Here is a 15,697-nt window from a genome sequence, read left to right as displayed (position 1 = left end):
CCGAATGGGGCGTCTTGCCTGTGCCGGAGTCGCCTACCCACAGCGGGGCACGTCCGCCGGCCGTGGCCGTGCAGCTACCACTCCACTGCCAACGGGCGCGGTGCGCGACACGGGAGAGCCGACCAGGCAGCGTTCGCGCAGCCAGATGGTGGAGGCGGTGCGCCGGCGGCCTTTTTTGCCAAGCGCCGGCGGCACCGCCGGCTTCCTTGCCAGGCACCGGCGGCGCCACCAGCGCGCGCTACCCCAGCGTGCGCCGCCCGCCCGGCGGCCGCTGGGCGGGCGGGTGAGGCGGTCGGACCGTAGCGTGAGGAGGCGGAGCCGGCGGCGTGGAGAAGGGCAGGGAGGCGGCGGCGATGGCAGGGATCAATTACGCGGCGCTGTTCGCCGCCACGCCGAGCCCCTACCTGGTGCTGGGGCCGGACCTGGTGATCGTGGAAGTCAACCAGGCCTACCTGGACGCGACCCGGCGCCCCAAGGACGACCTGATCGGGCGGCATGTCTTCGACGCCTTCCCGGACAACCCCGCCGACCCCGACGCCGACGGCGTACGGAACCTGAACGCCTCGCTGCACCGGGTCCTGACCTCGCGTGAGCCCGACACGATGGCCCTCCAGAAGTACGACATCCCGCTCATGGGCCGGCCCGGGGTGTTCGAGGAGCGCTGGTGGTCCCCGGTGAATACGCCGATCCTCGGGCCGGACGGGACGGTGGCGTGGATCATTCACCGGGTCGAGGATGTGACCGCGTTCGTCCAGGCCCGCGGCTGCGACCGGCCGCCCACCGGGCAGCTCACCGAGCGGGAAGCCCTGGAGGCCGAGCTCTACGCCAGGGCGCGCGAGCTCCAGCGGCTGAACGAGGAGCTGCGCCAGGCCCACACCCGTGAGCGCCAGGTGGCCGTCACCCTTCAGGAGGCCATGCTCCAGTCACCGGACCTGGCCCGGCACCGGGAGGTCGCGGTGCGTTATCTGCCCGCCGCCGGATCGCTCAATGTGTGCGGCGACTGGTACGACATGGTCGACTTGCCGGACGGCCGCTTCGCGATGGCCGTCGGCGACGTCGTCGGCCACGGTCTGGAGGCCGCCGCGGCGATGGGCATGCTGCGCAGCGCCCTGAGCGCCGCGATCCGGGCTCTGGAGCGGCCCGCGCAGGCGCTGGAGGTGCTGGGGCTGTACGCCCGATCGGTCGAGGGCGCGCTGAATACCACGGCCGTCAAAGCGCTGGTGGACCCGCGCAGCCGCCTGATCATCTACAGCAACGCGGGGCATCCGCCCCCGGTCCTGGTACACACGGACGGCAGCTACGACCTGCTGGACCAGGCCACCGACCCGCCCTTGGGCGCCCGGCCCCAGCACGTGCCCCGCCCCCAGGCCGGTCTGGCCTATCTTCCCGGGGACACCCTCGTGCTGTACACCGATGGGCTGATCGAACGCCGCGAGGAGGACATCGACGCCGGGATCTCCCGGCTGACCGAGGCGCTCAGCCGCTTCCGGGCCCTGAGCCCGGAACGCCTGGCCGACGCGCTGCTCGCCCACCTCGGGCTCACCGGTGGCGCCCGCGACGACATCGCCTTGATCATCGCCCGGCTGTAGCGGCCGCTCCCCGCGGGCCGGATGGTGACGTCGCAGGTGGGGCGGGTCAGCGGTCGGCGATGTCCTCACGGAGGCCGTCGGAGAACTCCCACCACGACAGGGGGAGCCAGTCGCCGTTCACAAAGGCATCGACCGTCGCACCACGACCACGGACCGTAACCGTGGTGCCGGGCGGGTACGTGGTGCCCGACAGACCGGGCACCGGGACGAGCAAGGTCCCGAGTCGCTGTGCTGCCACGAGCCGCCCTCCTCATTCGCTGTTCGGTGCGACATTGCGATGCCAGAAAGTGGATATTGCCTCTTACATTAGCGGCTTGCCCCGCCCAGCAGACCGGAGAATCATGAGTGATAGCTCACGTCAAAGGGTGGGGAATCCATGCGCACTCTTCGCTGAGCGGGAGGTGGCAGCAATGAAAGCCGTCGTCTACAAAGGACCGTTTTCAGTAGCGGTCGAGAATGTCGACAAGCCCGGCATCCAGCATCCCAACGAGGCGCTCGTACGGGTCACCTCCACCGCGATCTGCGGCTCGGACCTGCATATGTACGAGGGGCGTACGGCAGCCGAGCCCGGCATCGTCTTCGGGCACGAGAACATGGGAATCATTGAGGAGCTCGGCCAGGGCGTCACCTCCCTCAAGGAGGGCGACCGGGTGGTCATGCCCTTCAATGTCGCCTGTGGATTCTGCAAAAACTGCGTCGAGGGATTTACGGGATTCTGTCTGACCGTCAATCCCGGATTTGCGGGCGGCGCTTATGGCTATGTCGCCATGGGTCCCTGGTCGGGCGGCCAGGCCGAATATCTGCGCGTGCCCTACGCCGACTTCAACTGTCTGAAGCTGCCACCGGGAAACGAGCACGAGACCGACTTCATCCTGCTCGCCGACATCTTCCCCACCGGCTACCACGGCTGTGAACTCGCCCAGGTACGGCCCGGCGAGAATGTCGCGGTGTACGGCGGCGGACCGGTCGGGCTGATGGCCGCCTACTCGGCGCTGCTGCGCGGCGCGAGCAAGGTCTTCGTCGTGGACCGGGTGCCCGAGCGGCTGGCAAAGGCCGAGGAGATCGGCGCGGTGCCGATCAACTTCGCCGAGGGCGACCCGGTGGCGCAGATCAAGGATCAGACCGAGGGCGTCGGCACGGACAAGGGCGTGGACGCCGTCGGCTACCAGGCCATGGCACACGGCGCGGCACGCGAGGAACCGGCGACCGTGCTGAACTCGCTCGTCAACACGGTCCGCGCCACCGGTGCGCTGGGCGTACCCGGCCTGTACGTGCCGGCGGATCCGGGCGGCCCGGACGAGCAGGCGAAGCGAGGCATGCTGCTGGTGTCGATCGGCAAGCTCTTCGAGAAGGGCCTGCGGATGGGGACGGGGCAGTGCAATGTGAAGCGCTACAACCGGTTCCTGCGCGACATGATCATCGAGGGCCGGGCGAAGCCGAGCTTCGTGGTCTCCCACGACCTGCCCCTGGATCAGGCCCCCTCGGCGTACGACAAGTTCGACAAGCGCATCGAGGGATACACCAAGGTCGTCCTGCATCCATAGACCTCGCGAGCGAACGGCGGTCGGTTGCGCCGCCGGTACCGGGCCCGAGGCGGCCGTGGTTGCAAGGAGGCGGCCTCGGGTCCTACCTGGACGCGGTGGCGAAGTACGGCCCACCCGCCGACGCCCGCGGCATGCGTCAGCGCAATGCTTCGGCCGCCATCCCACACAAGGGGCACCCCTGGCAGTCCGCCGCGGCACGCCGATGCGCGGGCAGACCACCTCGTCGGGGCAGATACGGGGTGGCGTCGTAATCCTGGCCGGCCTTTTCGGTGTCGCGTTCCGTCTTCGCTGTCATCGCCCTGCTTCTCTCACCGGCCGCGCCAGTGGCCAGGCGGCGTAAAAGCCCGTCCGTTCCCCTACGCGCTGCTATGTCTCGTCCTCCAGCCGAATCACCTTCCGGAGATCCTCTGCCGCCTCACCCCCCTTGCCTTCCCGGGACTCCAGCAGGGCTGCTGCCAGGGCGTCGAGTTTCCGCTGGATCGCATGTTCCGCACGGAGCTCGGAATTCTTCAGCAGGGCAAGGAGGAGCAGCGTCACCGCGGTCATCAAACCCCCCGCCAGCAGCTGCCATCCCAGCGGCAGATGCGCGAAGTGGACGGCCAGGAACAGCGCGATCAGAGCGAGACAGACCACGAAGAAGGCGGGAGAGCTGGTGAAATGCGAGGATTTCCGGGCCAGTTCGGCGAACCGCCCCCGCTGGTTTCCGCCCCTCTCCGCGGGGTGACGAAGGGTCATGGCACCTGAATACTCAGGGGACGGCAACGGCATACCACGCCATGCCGAAGGCGCCACGGTTTTTCACTTGAACAGCGACGCTCCACTCGCAATGGGGTCACGCTGGACTTCTCCACGATCCCTGGCGCCGGCGCCTGCGATTTCCCGAGCCGGGTTCACCACCGTCCCCCGGCCTGACCGGAGCGATGAGGGTCGGTGCGTACGTGCGCACGCACCCCTTGCAGGCCGAACAGGATGAGCAGCTCCACCACGCCGCCGTCGGCGCTGCCCAGCCAGTGGGGCAGGGACGTGTCGAACTCGGCTGCCTCACCGGGCGGCAGTGTCAGGTCACGGTCGCCGGTCACGAGCCGCAGGCGTCCGTTGAGCACATAGAGCCATTCGAAGCCTTCGTGGGTCTGCGGGGTCGGTTCGAGTGGTTCCGGCCGGGCGGGGATGATCATCTTGAACGCGTGCACCCCACCCGGTCGCCGGGACAGCGGCACGAAGGTCATCCCGAACCGCCTGATCGGCTTGAGGTGCATCCGGGGGTCGCCGGTGCGCGGGGCGCCGACGAGATCGTCCAACGGAACGTCATAGATACGGGCCAGCGGCAGCAGCAGTTCCAGGCTCGGCCGGCGCTGCCCGCTCTCCAGCCGGGACAGCGTGCTCTCCGAAACGCCGGTTGTCGCCGCGAGGTCGGCGAGGGTGATGCCGCGGTCACGACGCAGCGCACGAAGGCGCGGCCCCACCGCATCGAGCACGTCCTCGTCCGTTTTGCGCTCCATCAGGCCATCTTGCCGTAACCGCAAGATTTCGTGCCAGGTCGTGCGGTGCCTGGCAAGACTGGGCGCATCCCGACACAAGGAGCCTTGATGAGCACCACTGATGCGGTCGCGTTCTGGGACGGCGTCTACGCGACCCGACCGTTAGCCGGCGGCCCGCAGCCCAATGCCCGCCTCACCGAGATGGCGACGGGCCTGCCGCCCGGTGACGCGTTGGACCTCGGATGCGGCAACGGCGGCGACGCACTGTGGCTCGCCCGACTGGGGTGGCAGGTCACCGCCGTCGACATCTCGGCCGTGGCGGTCGAGCGGCTCGCCGCCCTCGTCCGCTCACACGGTCTGGCCGACCGCGTCACCACCGTGTGGGCCGACTTGCACACGTCTCTCCCGCCCGGCGGATTCGACCTGGTCTGCGCCCACTACCTCCACACCCCCTTTGACCTGGACCGGGCAACCGTCCTGCGAGCGGCGGCGCACGCACTGCGCCCCGGCGGGCGGCTGCTGGTCGTCGACCACGGCTCGGCCGCGCCGTGGTCGTGGAACCAGGAGCCCGACGTCCGTTACGCGAGCCCGCGGGAAATCGCCGCGGATATCGACCTGGCGCCAGAGGCATGGACGGTCGAGCGGGCCGACACACCCCGCCGGATCGCGACCGGGCCGGACGGGCGCACCGCCGAGGTCACCGACCACGTCCTCCTCATCCGCCGCACCGTCTGACACGGCGCCGGCGCCAAGCCCCCGAACCAAGGAAGGGAGACCACGATGCCCAGCACCACGCTCCGCAACCGCCGCCGCGACACCCCGCCGCCCCGGACCGGAAGCAGCGAGACCGAGGTCCTGCGCGGATTCCTCGACTACCTCCGGACCTCGATCGCCGCGAAGGTCGACGGCGCCCCCGAACCGCAGGTGCGCACAGCCTCGGTGCCGTCGGGCACGAATCTGCTCGGCCTGCTCAACCACCTGACTTTCGTCGAGCGCTCGCTGTTCCTCGGCGACGAAGTCACCGACTGGCAGGCGACGTTCCACGCCGCACCGGCGGACAGCGTGGCCGACGTCGTCGCCCGCTACCGGGACGCGGTCAAGCGCGCGAACGACGTTCTCGACGGGTGCACCGATTTCGGCGCACCGGTCCCCCGACCGCGGCCGGACCGCCCATCTCCCAGCATCCGCTGGGCACTCACCCACATGATCGAGGAGACCGGCCGGCACGCGGGCCATGCGGACATCCTCCGCGAACTCATCGACGGCACGACCGGCCGCTGATCCACCTTGACCAACAATGTGCGGGCGATGGAGGTGCCGAAGGCCGGGCGCTGGCTCGTCGAGGAGAACCCCTCGTTCGTCACCGCCGAGCTCATGCGCTTCCTCGACGGATGACCACGCCGACCGCGTCTTCTTGGCGCGGGGTTCACCGCCCACACCCACTCACAGGAGCCCTCTCCCATGCCCCACACATACGACGTCACAGTGACCACCAGCGCCTCGCCGGACATCGTCTGGAAGCTGCTGGTGCACGCCGCAAGCTGGCCGCTGTGGTCCAAGGTGGACAGTCTGGACACGACACGGTCGGTCGGCCTCGCCCCCGGCGGCGACGACGGCGTCGGTGCCGTCCGGGCTTTCCGAACGGGGCGCGTCGTGACCGGGGAGCGGCTGACCGAGAAGGTCGAGCAACGCCTCTTGGCCTACGAAGACGCGTTCAATTCGTCGATGCACAACTATCACGCGCGCATCGAGCTGAAGCCGACAGCGAGCTCAGGCACGGTCATCCACTGGTACGGCGAGTACGAGACGAGCCGGCTGTTGGGCTGGTTCATGCCGCGCTACCTCCAGAAGTTCATGCAGGGCATGGCGGAGGGGCTGGCCCGCTACGCCGAGGAGGGCAAGCCGGCTCGGTAAAACGGAAAGGCAGTCACTTCCTCGCCGTCCTCGGCCTCGCCGCCGTAGCCCTGGCCTGCTGCCGGCGACTGGCGAAACTCACCACATGGGACACCCCCTCAGTCGCGGCGCCGCGAGTCGATGCCGTTGCCCTTCAGCTCGTGGGGCTTGCGCCGGTGGTCCGTCCGCGGGAGTTCCTCGGGCTCGCGGCTCTCCATGGAATCGCCGACCAGTTGGCCGTGCGGCAACCGGGGCTGTGACTCAGGGTGGGGTGGACCCGGTTCGCGGGACCTGATGCGCCGTCCCCATGCGAAGGCCGCGATCAGCAGGGCGACGACGAGGACGCCCACGAGCGTGAACAGGACGCCGCTGTCACGTGCGGAGCGGCCAGATGTGCGTACGGATGCGTGGCTTCGTTCAGCGGATTCTCCATGCGGGGCGGGTACCCACAGGGGACGGGACACGCACCGGGGGCACGCGGGGGGGGCGGGCTCTGCGGCGCTCCCTTCCGCGGCGGTCCCGCCTTTGCCACGGGCTCGGGCGAGGCGACGTCGCGGTGAACGGCGAGAGCTGCGCCTTGGCGGGCCCTCTCTCCCGAGCCGGGACTCGCGCACCGCGCCGTCGTTCACTCCCCGGCCGACAGCACCGCTCCCGCCACCAGCGTCCGCAGCGCGGCCAACGCCTGCTCCGGGTCGACGCGTTCGGGCGCCAGCAGCCACTGCTGGTGGATGCCGATGCCGGCGCCGATCATCGTGACGGCCAGCGTCTCGGCGGACAGCCCGGCCGGCAGCGGCAACCGCTCCAGCCAGCGCCGGCAGTGGTCGCGCAGGGTGTTGTGGATCTCGACATAGCGGCCGTGGATCGGGGAGCCCGGTTCCAGCGCCTCCACCAGGAGCGTGACGAAGAGCTTGGTGGTGGGCTGGGCGAACAGTGCGCCGGCGCCGCCCATCAGGCGATCGAAGCCCGCCACCACCTCCTCCGGCTGCGCCCCCTCCGCCGGTTCCTCGGCGAGTCCGGCGCGGATCAGTTCCACGGAGCGTTCGAGGACGGCCAGCAGGAGACCTTCCTTGCTGCCGAAGTGCCAGGGGATCGACCCTCTGCTGATTCCGGAGCGCTCGGCCACGTCGGCGAACGTGGTCTGCCGGTAGCCCTTCTCCGCGAACAGCTCCGCGGCCGCCCTGAGGATCAACTCGCTGCTCTCGTGGCTGGTCTGCTGTCGTCGCGTTGTCACGACACCTCCCTCTGTGCTAGCAATAATATTCTATGCTGGCCAACACAGGGAGGGTGTTTTGCGCTTCGTCACCTACGCCACAGCAGACGGCGACCGGGCCGGTGTCCTCAACGGCGACCTGATCCATGCGTTACCGCACGGCACTTCCCTCATCGAACTCCTCGGCCCCACGCTGCGGCAGGCCGGCGAGCGCGCACTCGCCGAGCCCGCAGATGTCGTCGCGCTCGCCGACGTCACGCTGAAAGCCCCGCTCCCCAGACCCCCGTCCCTCCGGGACTGCCTGTGCTTCCTCGACCACCTGCGCGCCTGCCGCAGGGCCGTCGGCGACCCGGAAACGCTGGAGCGGGCCTGGTACCAGATCCCCGCCTTCTACTTCGCCAACCCCGCCACCGTCATCGGTCCGCACGACGAGGTGCCCATCTCCCCCGGCAGCGCCTGGTTCGACTTCGAGCTGGAGATCGGCGCGGTGATCGGCACCGCGGGCCGCGATCTGACGCCCGAACAGGCCGAAGCCCAGATCGCCGGCTACACCCTCATCTGCGATTGGAGCGCCCGCGACCTCCAGGCACTGGAGAGCCAGCTCAAGATCGGCCAGGCGAAGGGCAAGGACGGGGCGACCACGCTCGGGCCGTGGCTGGTCACGCCGGACGAGCTGCCGTTCGGTCCGGACGGCAGGCTTGCGCTCCCGGTGCGGGCCGAGGTCAACGGCGAGCTGGTCGGTGCGGGCCGTACCGATGCCATGGACTGGTCCTTCGGCGAGGTCATCTCCTATGCCTCCCGGGGAGTTGAGCTCCAGCCGGGAGAGGTCTTCGGCTCGGGCACCGTGCCCGGCTGCTGCCTGGTGGAACACCTCGGCTTCGGTGACCTCGGGGCGTTCCGCGGCTGGCTCAAGGACGGCGATGTGGTGTCGCTGCGCGCCGAGGGGCTGGGCGAGGTACGGCAGACCGTACGGGCCGGTGTCCCGCCCCATCCGCTCGCCGCCCGGCCCGATCCCACCGCACCGCCCCGTCGGCCGCGGGTCAACCCGGCTCCCTCCGTCCTGCCGTACACCAAGGGGCTGCATCAGGTCGGTGACGGCGTCTGGGCATGGCTGCTGCCCGACGGCGGGTACGGCTGGAGCAATGCGGGGCTGATCGCGGGCGACGGTGCCTCCCTGCTGGTCGACACGCTCTACGACCTGCCGCTCACCGCCGAGATGCTGGCGGGCATGCGGCCGGTGACGGATCGGCATCCGCTGAGCCATGCCGTGCTCACCCATGCCAACGGTGACCACACCCACGGCGGCCAGCTGCTTCCCGGCTCGGCGTGCGTCATCGCCGCCGAGGGGACGGCGCACGAGATGCGCACCGAGATGGCGCCCGAACTGACCGCGGCCCTCCAGGTCATGGATCTCGGGCCGACGCTCACGCCGTATCTGCGCGACCGCTTCGGGCGGTTCGACTTCGGCGGCATCCGGCTGCGCACTCCCGACCGGACCTTCGAGCGGCGGCTCACCCTCGACGTGGGCGGTCGCGAGGTGCGGCTGCTCAATCTCGGGCCCGCCCACACCGAGGCCGACACCGTGGTGCACCTTCCTGACGCGGGGGTGCTCTTCGCGGGCGATCTGCTGTTCATCGGCTGCACCCCGATCGTATGGAGCGGCCCGCTCGCCAACTGGATCGCCGCCTGCGACGCGATGCTCGGCCTCGGCGCGTCGACGGTGGTGCCGGGCCACGGCCCGGTGACCGACGCCGACGGGATCCGCGCCGTCCGCGACTACTTCAGCCACCTCATCGCACAGGCCGACGCCGCCTACGCCAGGGGCCTCGACTTCGAAGAGGCGGCGTTCGGGGTCGATCTGGACCGGTACGCCGACTGGCTGGATGCCGAACGCGCGGTGGTCAACGTCTACCGGCGCTACCGCGAGATCCACGCCGAACAGCCGGTGCTCGACAGGTTCGCCCTGTTCGGGCTGATGGCCGAATGGGACCGGCGTCGGCAGTCCGAGGTGGGCAACCGGACCGTGCACCCGGTCACGCACATCGAGCCCGGGCCCGGCGCCCTCAACTCCGGCGCCCCGGTACCAGACCCGCCACTGAGCGCCACTGAGCACCACCGAGCACCACCAAGGAGAGAATCATGAAGGTAGCAATGGTCGCGCACCACTATCCGCACGCTGCTCACCGTGCGGAGTTCATCACCCGCGTCCAGCAGGTCGCCGAGGCGTTCCGGGGGACACCGGGATGTCTGTCGGCCGAGTGCTGGGAGTCCGCCGACGCGGTGGTTTCGACAGTGCAGTGGGAGTCCGAGGAAGCCTCTCAGACATCGTTCGCCACCGTCATGTCGGCAGGGCTGGACCTTGACTTCGACGAGCGCGAATCCCGCCCTCGCGAGATCGTCCGGCTGACGGCCTGCTGACACCACTGCGCCTGCCGACGTGCGGCCACGGCTGGTGACTTCGGCGCGCAGCTCTCCCGCCGAGTGGCGGGAGAGCTGCGGCCGGGGGTGAAGATGACGGTGCGTCGTCCTAGTCCTCGTGATCCGCGGGCGGCATCGCGGTGCCACCCCGGCATCCGATGAAGGTGGCGTTCGGGCAGAAGGCGTCGAAGCCCATCTCGAATCGTGCGAAGGCTTCCCAGGCCGCCTTCCGGACCGAGGTGTATTCGGCGCTGGTCAGCGCGCCGCCCTTCATTGCCTTGAGGGCCCGCAGGATGGCGTCGCGGGCGACGAGGAAGGTGGGGTTCTTCGGTGTGAGCTTCATGCCGTCGACGACCGCCTGCCATGTCACCTGGTAGCCCCGCTCCTTGTTGTCGAGCGCCTTGGCGACCTTGCGGGTCAGTTCCATGAGTGCCGCGCACCAGATCTCACCGACGTCATGGACTTCCTGGTAGCTCAGATCGCCGTTGCCGGCGCCCGCGACCTCTCCCGGCCCCTTGCCGATGTCGCCGAAGGCTCCGGGGTACTGCGAGTCGTAAGGCCGCTGCCGGATGCCCTTCGGCCGGTTGACGACCCAGTTGCCAATGACGGAGCGCTCCTGGGTGTTTGAGAAGTTCCTGGTGGTGAGGGCGAAGTGGTCGCCCCAGCCCTCGCCCATCGCGACCGGTTGGTCCTCCTCCAGTCCGTTCGCGTCGAACAGGCCCCCGACGAGACGGTTCGACACCCCGTGGCAGAACTCATGGAGGACGACATCGAGGTCGTCGGCCGTGTGGCGGCCGGTGCCGGTGACCAGGCCCATGTTCATCACGGCTTCCAGGCCGTCCGCCCGGGTGGCCATGTTGGCCGTCCCGAACACCGCTCCCGGGTGCGCGAGGGCCCGGACCGGGTCCGCTCCCTGCCCCAGGCCCGTGACGTTCGTGGTCTGGAAGTTGCCCTGGTCCTCCGTGAAGCCGAGCATCATGAAGAGGTCGTGGGCGAAGTTGCAGAAGTAGAAGATGTTGGTGACGAATTGCTCGGGACTGTCCTCTACGGGGTCGAAGAGGCTGTTGCCCTCGTCATCGATGATGACCTCGACGGGGCGGCGGGTCGTCCCGTTGAGCGCGCGGACGTTGTTGCCCTCGGTCGAGACCTTTCCCTGGTGCGCCTCCGCCCAGGGCAGCGGGAAGCCGGTGGGCAGTCCGCTGGGTACCGTGGTCGGATAGCTGTCCGTCGGCAGCGGGAACGGGACGGTGTCAAAGGTGCTCTCGGCCGGATTGCGCTGGAAGACCCGTCCGGCGACCGCGTGCCGGACCGTGTCGTAGAAGTAGAGGATCTCGGGCTCGTCCGGGTTCTGGGTCCGGTCGTCGGCCTCGACGAAGGCATGGTACTGAGCGGCGAGTTTCTCCCGTGAGAAGGTGAACATCCAGGTGAGGCGGGCATCGTCACCCATGTACAGGTAGACGAGCCGGGCCGGGACGGCTTCCTCGAACGGTCCCTTGCCGAACGTCATCGGCTGGTCGTTCCGCGCCTGGTGCGACAGCCGCTCGAAGCCGGCCGAGATGTCGAGCCGCGGGAGTTCGTCGTCGCCGAAGACTCCGCGGAGCGTGGTCGGCTCGGCGGCCTTCGCGGCTGCCGCCCGCAGCGCCACCTCGGCCGGTACGGTCGGCCTGGACGGCAGGTCCGCCGGTGCGCTCACGGTGTCGCCAATAACCCGGTCGACCGTGCCGTTCTCGTGCAGCCACACCTTCGGCGCCATGGCCCACACCTCGATGCCGTTGAGCACCTGTTGGAGGCTCACGACGCGCAGGCCCTCGCTGGTCGTCATCACATTCGGGTCGGCCTCGAACTCGGCCGGCTCACCGGCCGCGAAGCCGATCGCCTCGGCGACCGAGGTGACGTACCGCTTGGCCTGGGCGATATAGCCGGCATCGGGTATCGGCACCGACTCTTCCAGGCCGGTGATACCAGGAGCACCGGCCACCCGTAGCTCCGTCAGATGGCCGGTGAAGCGGTTCACCTTGCTGCGGTCCGCCACGAGGGTGTGGTCGACCTCGGCCGCCACGCGTTCGGTGTGGTCGAGAAAGGCGTCGGCTTCGGCGACACTGGCCAAGCGGTCGTAGCTCTTGTTCCGCTTGTCGATCATTACGCTCATGGCGTGCTCCTTGTGCGGATTCAGAGGCCCGCGAGCGTGAGTGCCGCCGCCGCGACCGTGCGGGCGATCCCGGCGGCGTAGTCCGTGTCGTGGTCCTCGTCGAGGAGGGTGTCGCCCGGCATGTGGTACTGCCGGGTGCCGGTCGCGGGCGCCGTGTCGTCGAAGAAGTTCTCGCAGACGGCGGCGGCTGCCCAACCGCGTTCATGGAAGCTCGCGTGATCGCTCCGTCCGGCGGCCGGGTCGCCGACGCCCGTGAGGGACTGGAGCGAGAAGTCGGCGGCGAGCGCCGGGGCGGCCTGGGCGATGCGTCCCCCGAGCGCGTCGGAGGCGCCCACGACCGGGCCGGGGACCGACGAGCCCGTGTGGATTTCCATCGTGCGGGTCCCGCCCCGGAAGCCCGCGATCATGTCCATCTGAAGCACACCGACGATCCGGTCACCGGCCGCGGCCGCCGCGCGCGCATAGGCCTTGCTGCCGACCATGCCCTGCTCCTCGGCGTTGAAGAGGACAAAGCGCAGCGTCCGCGCCGGTGCCCTGCCGTCGGCGATCATCGTGCTCAGACACTCGGCCGCGGCCAGGACCGCCGCCGTCCCGCTCCCGTCGTCGTCTGCGCCGGGTGCCGGGTCGCGGGCGGGGTCATAGGGGCGCGGCCGGCCGCTGCTGTCGAAGAACTCGCCCCGGTCCGCGGTCGAATCGAGGTGTGCGGTGATGAGCACGGCGGAGTCCGCTCCCGCGACGGGGAACTCCGCCTCGACGTTGGAGAGCCGGCGCCCGTGCCACGAGAACTCATGCCGTCTGACCGTGAGGCCGAGGTCATCGAGCCGGCGGGCGAGTGCGCTGACGACGCGGGGGTTGTCCGGACTCGACGCGTCGCGGCTGCGGATCGTCAGCGGCTCGCCCTCGACAAGCGGGTCGACGCCGGAGATACGGGCGACATGGCCGCGCAGCGCCGCGGGGGTGATGGCCGCACGGACCGCGGCAATGGTCTCCGCGGAGGGCACACCGTTCGCGAACCCAGCGGCGAATCCCGGGACTTGGGCCTCCCCCGGCCGGGAGAGCAGGGCCGGGTCGGGCAGCAGACGCTCGGTGTGGCCGGGTTTCGCCTCCGCGGGGTGCAGCTCTTCGACGGGGGTGCCGGCCGCGGCGGCGATATAGATGCCTCCTGGGGCCGGGCCGAGCGGGACGATGGACGGTTCCGGCTCGTCGAGGGCGCTCGCGAGGAAGTCGAAGGCCGCCGCGGCGCGCATGGTGGCTTCCGCCGTGGCCTTGGCGGTCGCCGAGACGTCCGTGAACGCGTCCGGGAGGGAGACCGGGCGGTCGTCGCGGATCAGAAAGGCCGTGGTCTCCACCACCTGGCCCCGGATGTCAGCGGGGAAACCGCCCTGCTCCAGCGCGTTCACTCCTCGCGCGCTCGCCATGACGAGGACGAGGTGGGGGGAGGCCACATGGACCGGGACGACTTCCCCGGCATTCGCGATCGCCTCCAGGTCGGCCAGACTCCGGTCGGCCGGCACCTCGATTCTCGCCCAGAACACCGGGCGGCCCTCGACGGCGGCGAGCGCGAAAACCGGGTGGGCGGCGGCCCGCATCCCGGCCTCGCGGGCGACCGCACGCTCCTCGGGGGCTTCACCGACGAAGACGCAGTCATCGGCCGGGACGCCCGCGCTCGCCACCGCGTCGTCGAAGATGCCGCGAGCGGTCTTCGGGCCCCAGTGCAGCAGACTCTCGTCCGTGAAGCGTCCCGGGAAGGCCGCTTGCAAGGCCGCTGCCGCGCGGGCGCGGGCGGCCTCCCCGGGGCCCGGGTTCGAAATGATGCCCTTACGCAGCCCCGCCACCGCATCGAGGACCTCGAAAACCCGGGGCCGCGGGCGCAGCGTCAGGGAGTCGTCGGCCCCGATGATCGCATCCGCGAGCGTTTCACCGATATCGAAGAGCAGCACGGCCATTTCGGCGCCTCCAGAAGAGAGTGCGCGCCCCCGTAACGGGGCTCCGCGGTGCCCCGAAGCAAGACCCCGTATTCGTGGGGCGTGCAAGGCGGGTGGCGGCTGCGGCTGCGTGCGCGCCGCTACGAATTCCCCGCCTCTTCCATTGTCCGCGGGGTGCTGCCGCCTCGCATCCTGAGCCGGACGCCGGCGGCCTGTGCGTCCATGACGGCGCTCTCATCCACCCCATGACACCTGGTCAGCGCAGCTCCCGGAGACCTCTCGGGGACCGTGCCGACCTTCCGATCCGCCGAAATGCACTCCTCGTACGCCCATGAAAGTCTGGTACCGGCTCATCGTTCGAGATCCGCCAGGAGGCACGATCGTGGGCAAGAAACAGAGCCGGCAAAACCGCGGCGCCCGCACCGGCGGCCATGAACACGGCACCGTCGCGGAGACAAAGGGGAAAACGAAGTCAACGTCCCCGCAGGAGCCGGAGCAGCCGATGACGAAGCATGTTGCCCATAAGGCGCAGCGGAAGTTCGGCCATAACTGACGTTCGGCGACCGGCCGCGGCCGAGGAGTGAGCGGTCCCATAGGATCGCGGTATGAACCTGTCCGGGAGAGTCTGGGGCGCCACGGGTCCCGAGCAGGAAGCGCGCTATCCCTGCGATCGCCTGGTGACGGTCCCTGCCGAGGGGCGGATCCGGGCCGTTGATGTCGCGGCGCCGGCCGGCTGCTGACCCTCAAGAAGCTGACCGAACGGGGTGGCGTCGGGTAGGCCCGGTGGCCGTACGTGACTATCGGCCGGGCACCGCCGGTGGCCCCTCGGGCGGGAAGTCCTCCCCTTCGTACGCCGCCAGCGCGATCTGGCGCCGCTCCAGCACCTCGCCGAGGTCCTCGGGGTCCAGCCGTTCCTTGGCCAGCTTCATCCGGGCCTTGGCCTCCACGGCGGCCCAGGCCTGCCGGGCACGCTTGTTGGCCACCCGCCGGTTGTCACCCCGGAGGAAGCCGGCCCCCGCCGCACATCCCGCCGCGGTCAGCGCCACCAAGGCCGCGGGGATGCGGGCGTCCACCGAGGCCAGACCCGCCGCTCCGGATACGCCGGCGAGCAGCGCCGCCGGGAACCCCAGCGCGATATCGACCTTGGCCCAGAAGTCAGCTCTGCGATGCGCGAGGTCCTTCTGTCGCAGCGCTTCGTCACATAACCGCTCCACCTCGGCACGCAGCCGACCGGAGGGCTCGTTCCCGGAGGGTGACACCGGTGGTCCGGCAGAGGGAATGGCCATGCCTGGATTCCAACACAGGTGAAACGCAAGGGACTTGTACGAGCATGCACAGTCTTGCGGGGCGTCCGTGGTGGGCTCTCGACAGATCGACCGGGGCGGAGGCGGGAGCGCCTCTCTGAGGGACGCGCCGGTTCCCGTACAGCCGGTTCCCGGGTGACTACGGTGGGGAAATCCGCCGACGTGTGACCGGCGGACGGGTGGCCGC

At 69.9% G+C, this 15,697-nt stretch carries 16 protein-coding genes; 8 read left to right on the top strand and 8 right to left on the bottom strand.

The annotated features are described in order from the left end of the window. Positions 1-353 precede the first annotated feature (353 nt). A complete protein-coding gene (locus AC3EUV_RS04290; protein ID WP_432144444.1) occupies positions 354-1,589 on the top strand; it encodes a PP2C family protein-serine/threonine phosphatase in 1,236 nt (411 codons plus the stop codon). A 46-nt stretch (positions 1,590-1,635) separates the two neighbouring features. Here AC3EUV_RS04290 and AC3EUV_RS04285 read toward each other — a convergent pair whose 3' ends face one another. Beyond that, positions 1,636-1,827: a hypothetical protein gene (locus tag AC3EUV_RS04285; protein WP_030931808.1), complete on the bottom strand. Its 192-nt coding sequence runs from the start codon at positions 1,825-1,827 to the stop codon at positions 1,636-1,638. 172 nt (positions 1,828-1,999) lie between these two features. On the opposite strand from AC3EUV_RS04285, the gene AC3EUV_RS04280 reads away from it, so the two are divergent. Continuing rightward, the gene (locus tag AC3EUV_RS04280) at positions 2,000-3,133 is read left to right on the top strand and encodes a glutathione-independent formaldehyde dehydrogenase (RefSeq protein WP_432144445.1); all 1,134 of its coding nucleotides are present in this window, start codon (positions 2,000-2,002) and stop codon (positions 3,131-3,133) included. A 366-nt stretch (positions 3,134-3,499) separates the two neighbouring features. Here the strand turns inward: AC3EUV_RS04280 and AC3EUV_RS04275 are convergent, their stop codons facing one another. Together AC3EUV_RS04275 and AC3EUV_RS04270 are read right to left on the bottom strand one after the other, a co-directional pair. Next, positions 3,500-3,868 (bottom strand): low affinity iron permease family protein, encoded by a 369-nt coding sequence (locus tag AC3EUV_RS04275; RefSeq protein WP_435602176.1) that lies wholly within the window; start codon positions 3,866-3,868, stop codon positions 3,500-3,502. 155 nt (positions 3,869-4,023) lie between these two features. After that, positions 4,024-4,632 carry a helix-turn-helix domain-containing protein gene (locus tag AC3EUV_RS04270; protein WP_435602175.1) on the bottom strand — a complete coding sequence of 203 codons (609 nt, stop codon included), beginning with the start codon at positions 4,630-4,632 and terminating at the stop codon, positions 4,024-4,026. Positions 4,633-4,719: 87 nt separating this feature from the next. On the opposite strand from AC3EUV_RS04270, the gene AC3EUV_RS04265 reads away from it, so the two are divergent. The 3 genes from AC3EUV_RS04265 (at position 4,720) to AC3EUV_RS04255 (ending at position 6,525) form a co-directional block, all read left to right on the top strand. Further along, positions 4,720-5,346, top strand: a complete 627-nt coding sequence (locus AC3EUV_RS04265) for a class I SAM-dependent methyltransferase (protein ID WP_432144448.1) — start codon at positions 4,720-4,722, stop codon at positions 5,344-5,346. Positions 5,347-5,391: 45 nt separating this feature from the next. Further along, positions 5,392-5,892 (top strand): DinB family protein, encoded by a 501-nt coding sequence (locus AC3EUV_RS04260; protein ID WP_432144449.1) that lies wholly within the window; start codon positions 5,392-5,394, stop codon positions 5,890-5,892. Positions 5,893-6,072: 180 nt separating this feature from the next. Then, a complete protein-coding gene (locus tag AC3EUV_RS04255) occupies positions 6,073-6,525 on the top strand; it encodes an SRPBCC family protein (RefSeq protein ID WP_432144450.1) in 453 nt (150 codons plus the stop codon). 98 nt (positions 6,526-6,623) lie between these two features. Here AC3EUV_RS04255 and AC3EUV_RS04250 read toward each other — a convergent pair whose 3' ends face one another. Together AC3EUV_RS04250 and AC3EUV_RS04245 are read right to left on the bottom strand one after the other, a co-directional pair. Beyond that, positions 6,624-6,968 (bottom strand): DUF6479 family protein, encoded by a 345-nt coding sequence (locus AC3EUV_RS04250; protein WP_435602174.1) that lies wholly within the window; start codon positions 6,966-6,968, stop codon positions 6,624-6,626. 161 nt (positions 6,969-7,129) lie between these two features. Further along, positions 7,130-7,735, bottom strand: a complete 606-nt coding sequence (locus AC3EUV_RS04245; RefSeq protein WP_435602173.1) for a TetR/AcrR family transcriptional regulator — start codon at positions 7,733-7,735, stop codon at positions 7,130-7,132. Between the two features lie 58 nt (positions 7,736-7,793). On the opposite strand from AC3EUV_RS04245, the gene AC3EUV_RS04240 reads away from it, so the two are divergent. Next, positions 7,794-9,857, top strand: coding sequence for a fumarylacetoacetate hydrolase family protein (locus AC3EUV_RS04240; protein WP_435602171.1), 2,064 nt, complete (start codon positions 7,794-7,796; stop codon positions 9,855-9,857). Beyond that, entirely contained in the window at positions 9,854-10,132 is a 279-nt protein-coding gene (locus tag AC3EUV_RS04235; protein ID WP_432144454.1) for an antibiotic biosynthesis monooxygenase family protein, read from the top strand. Before AC3EUV_RS04240 ends, AC3EUV_RS04235 begins: the two co-directional genes overlap by 4 nt. A 109-nt stretch (positions 10,133-10,241) precedes the next feature. On the opposite strand, the gene AC3EUV_RS04230 is transcribed toward AC3EUV_RS04235, so the two are convergent. Together AC3EUV_RS04230 and AC3EUV_RS04225 are read right to left on the bottom strand one after the other, a co-directional pair. Beyond that, positions 10,242-12,281 carry a M36 family metallopeptidase gene (locus AC3EUV_RS04230; protein WP_432144455.1) on the bottom strand — a complete coding sequence of 680 codons (2,040 nt, stop codon included), beginning with the start codon at positions 12,279-12,281 and terminating at the stop codon, positions 10,242-10,244. A gap of 20 nt (positions 12,282-12,301) precedes the next feature. Next, positions 12,302-14,227, bottom strand: a complete 1,926-nt coding sequence (locus tag AC3EUV_RS04225) for a M20/M25/M40 family metallo-hydrolase (protein ID WP_435602170.1) — start codon at positions 14,225-14,227, stop codon at positions 12,302-12,304. Between the two features lie 361 nt (positions 14,228-14,588). Between AC3EUV_RS04225 and AC3EUV_RS04220 the strand changes: the two genes are divergently transcribed. Next, positions 14,589-14,759 carry a hypothetical protein gene (locus AC3EUV_RS04220; RefSeq protein WP_432144457.1) on the top strand — a complete coding sequence of 57 codons (171 nt, stop codon included), beginning with the start codon at positions 14,589-14,591 and terminating at the stop codon, positions 14,757-14,759. A gap of 244 nt (positions 14,760-15,003) precedes the next feature. On the opposite strand, the gene AC3EUV_RS04215 is transcribed toward AC3EUV_RS04220, so the two are convergent. Next, positions 15,004-15,492 (bottom strand): hypothetical protein, encoded by a 489-nt coding sequence (locus AC3EUV_RS04215; protein ID WP_432144458.1) that lies wholly within the window; start codon positions 15,490-15,492, stop codon positions 15,004-15,006. Positions 15,493-15,697: the final 205 nt, after the last annotated feature.

It is taken from the genome of Streptomyces sp. bgisy130, assembly GCF_057708345.1.
The sequence above is the reverse complement of the archived record's forward strand: the minus strand, read 5'-3'. Positions and strand labels throughout refer to the sequence as shown.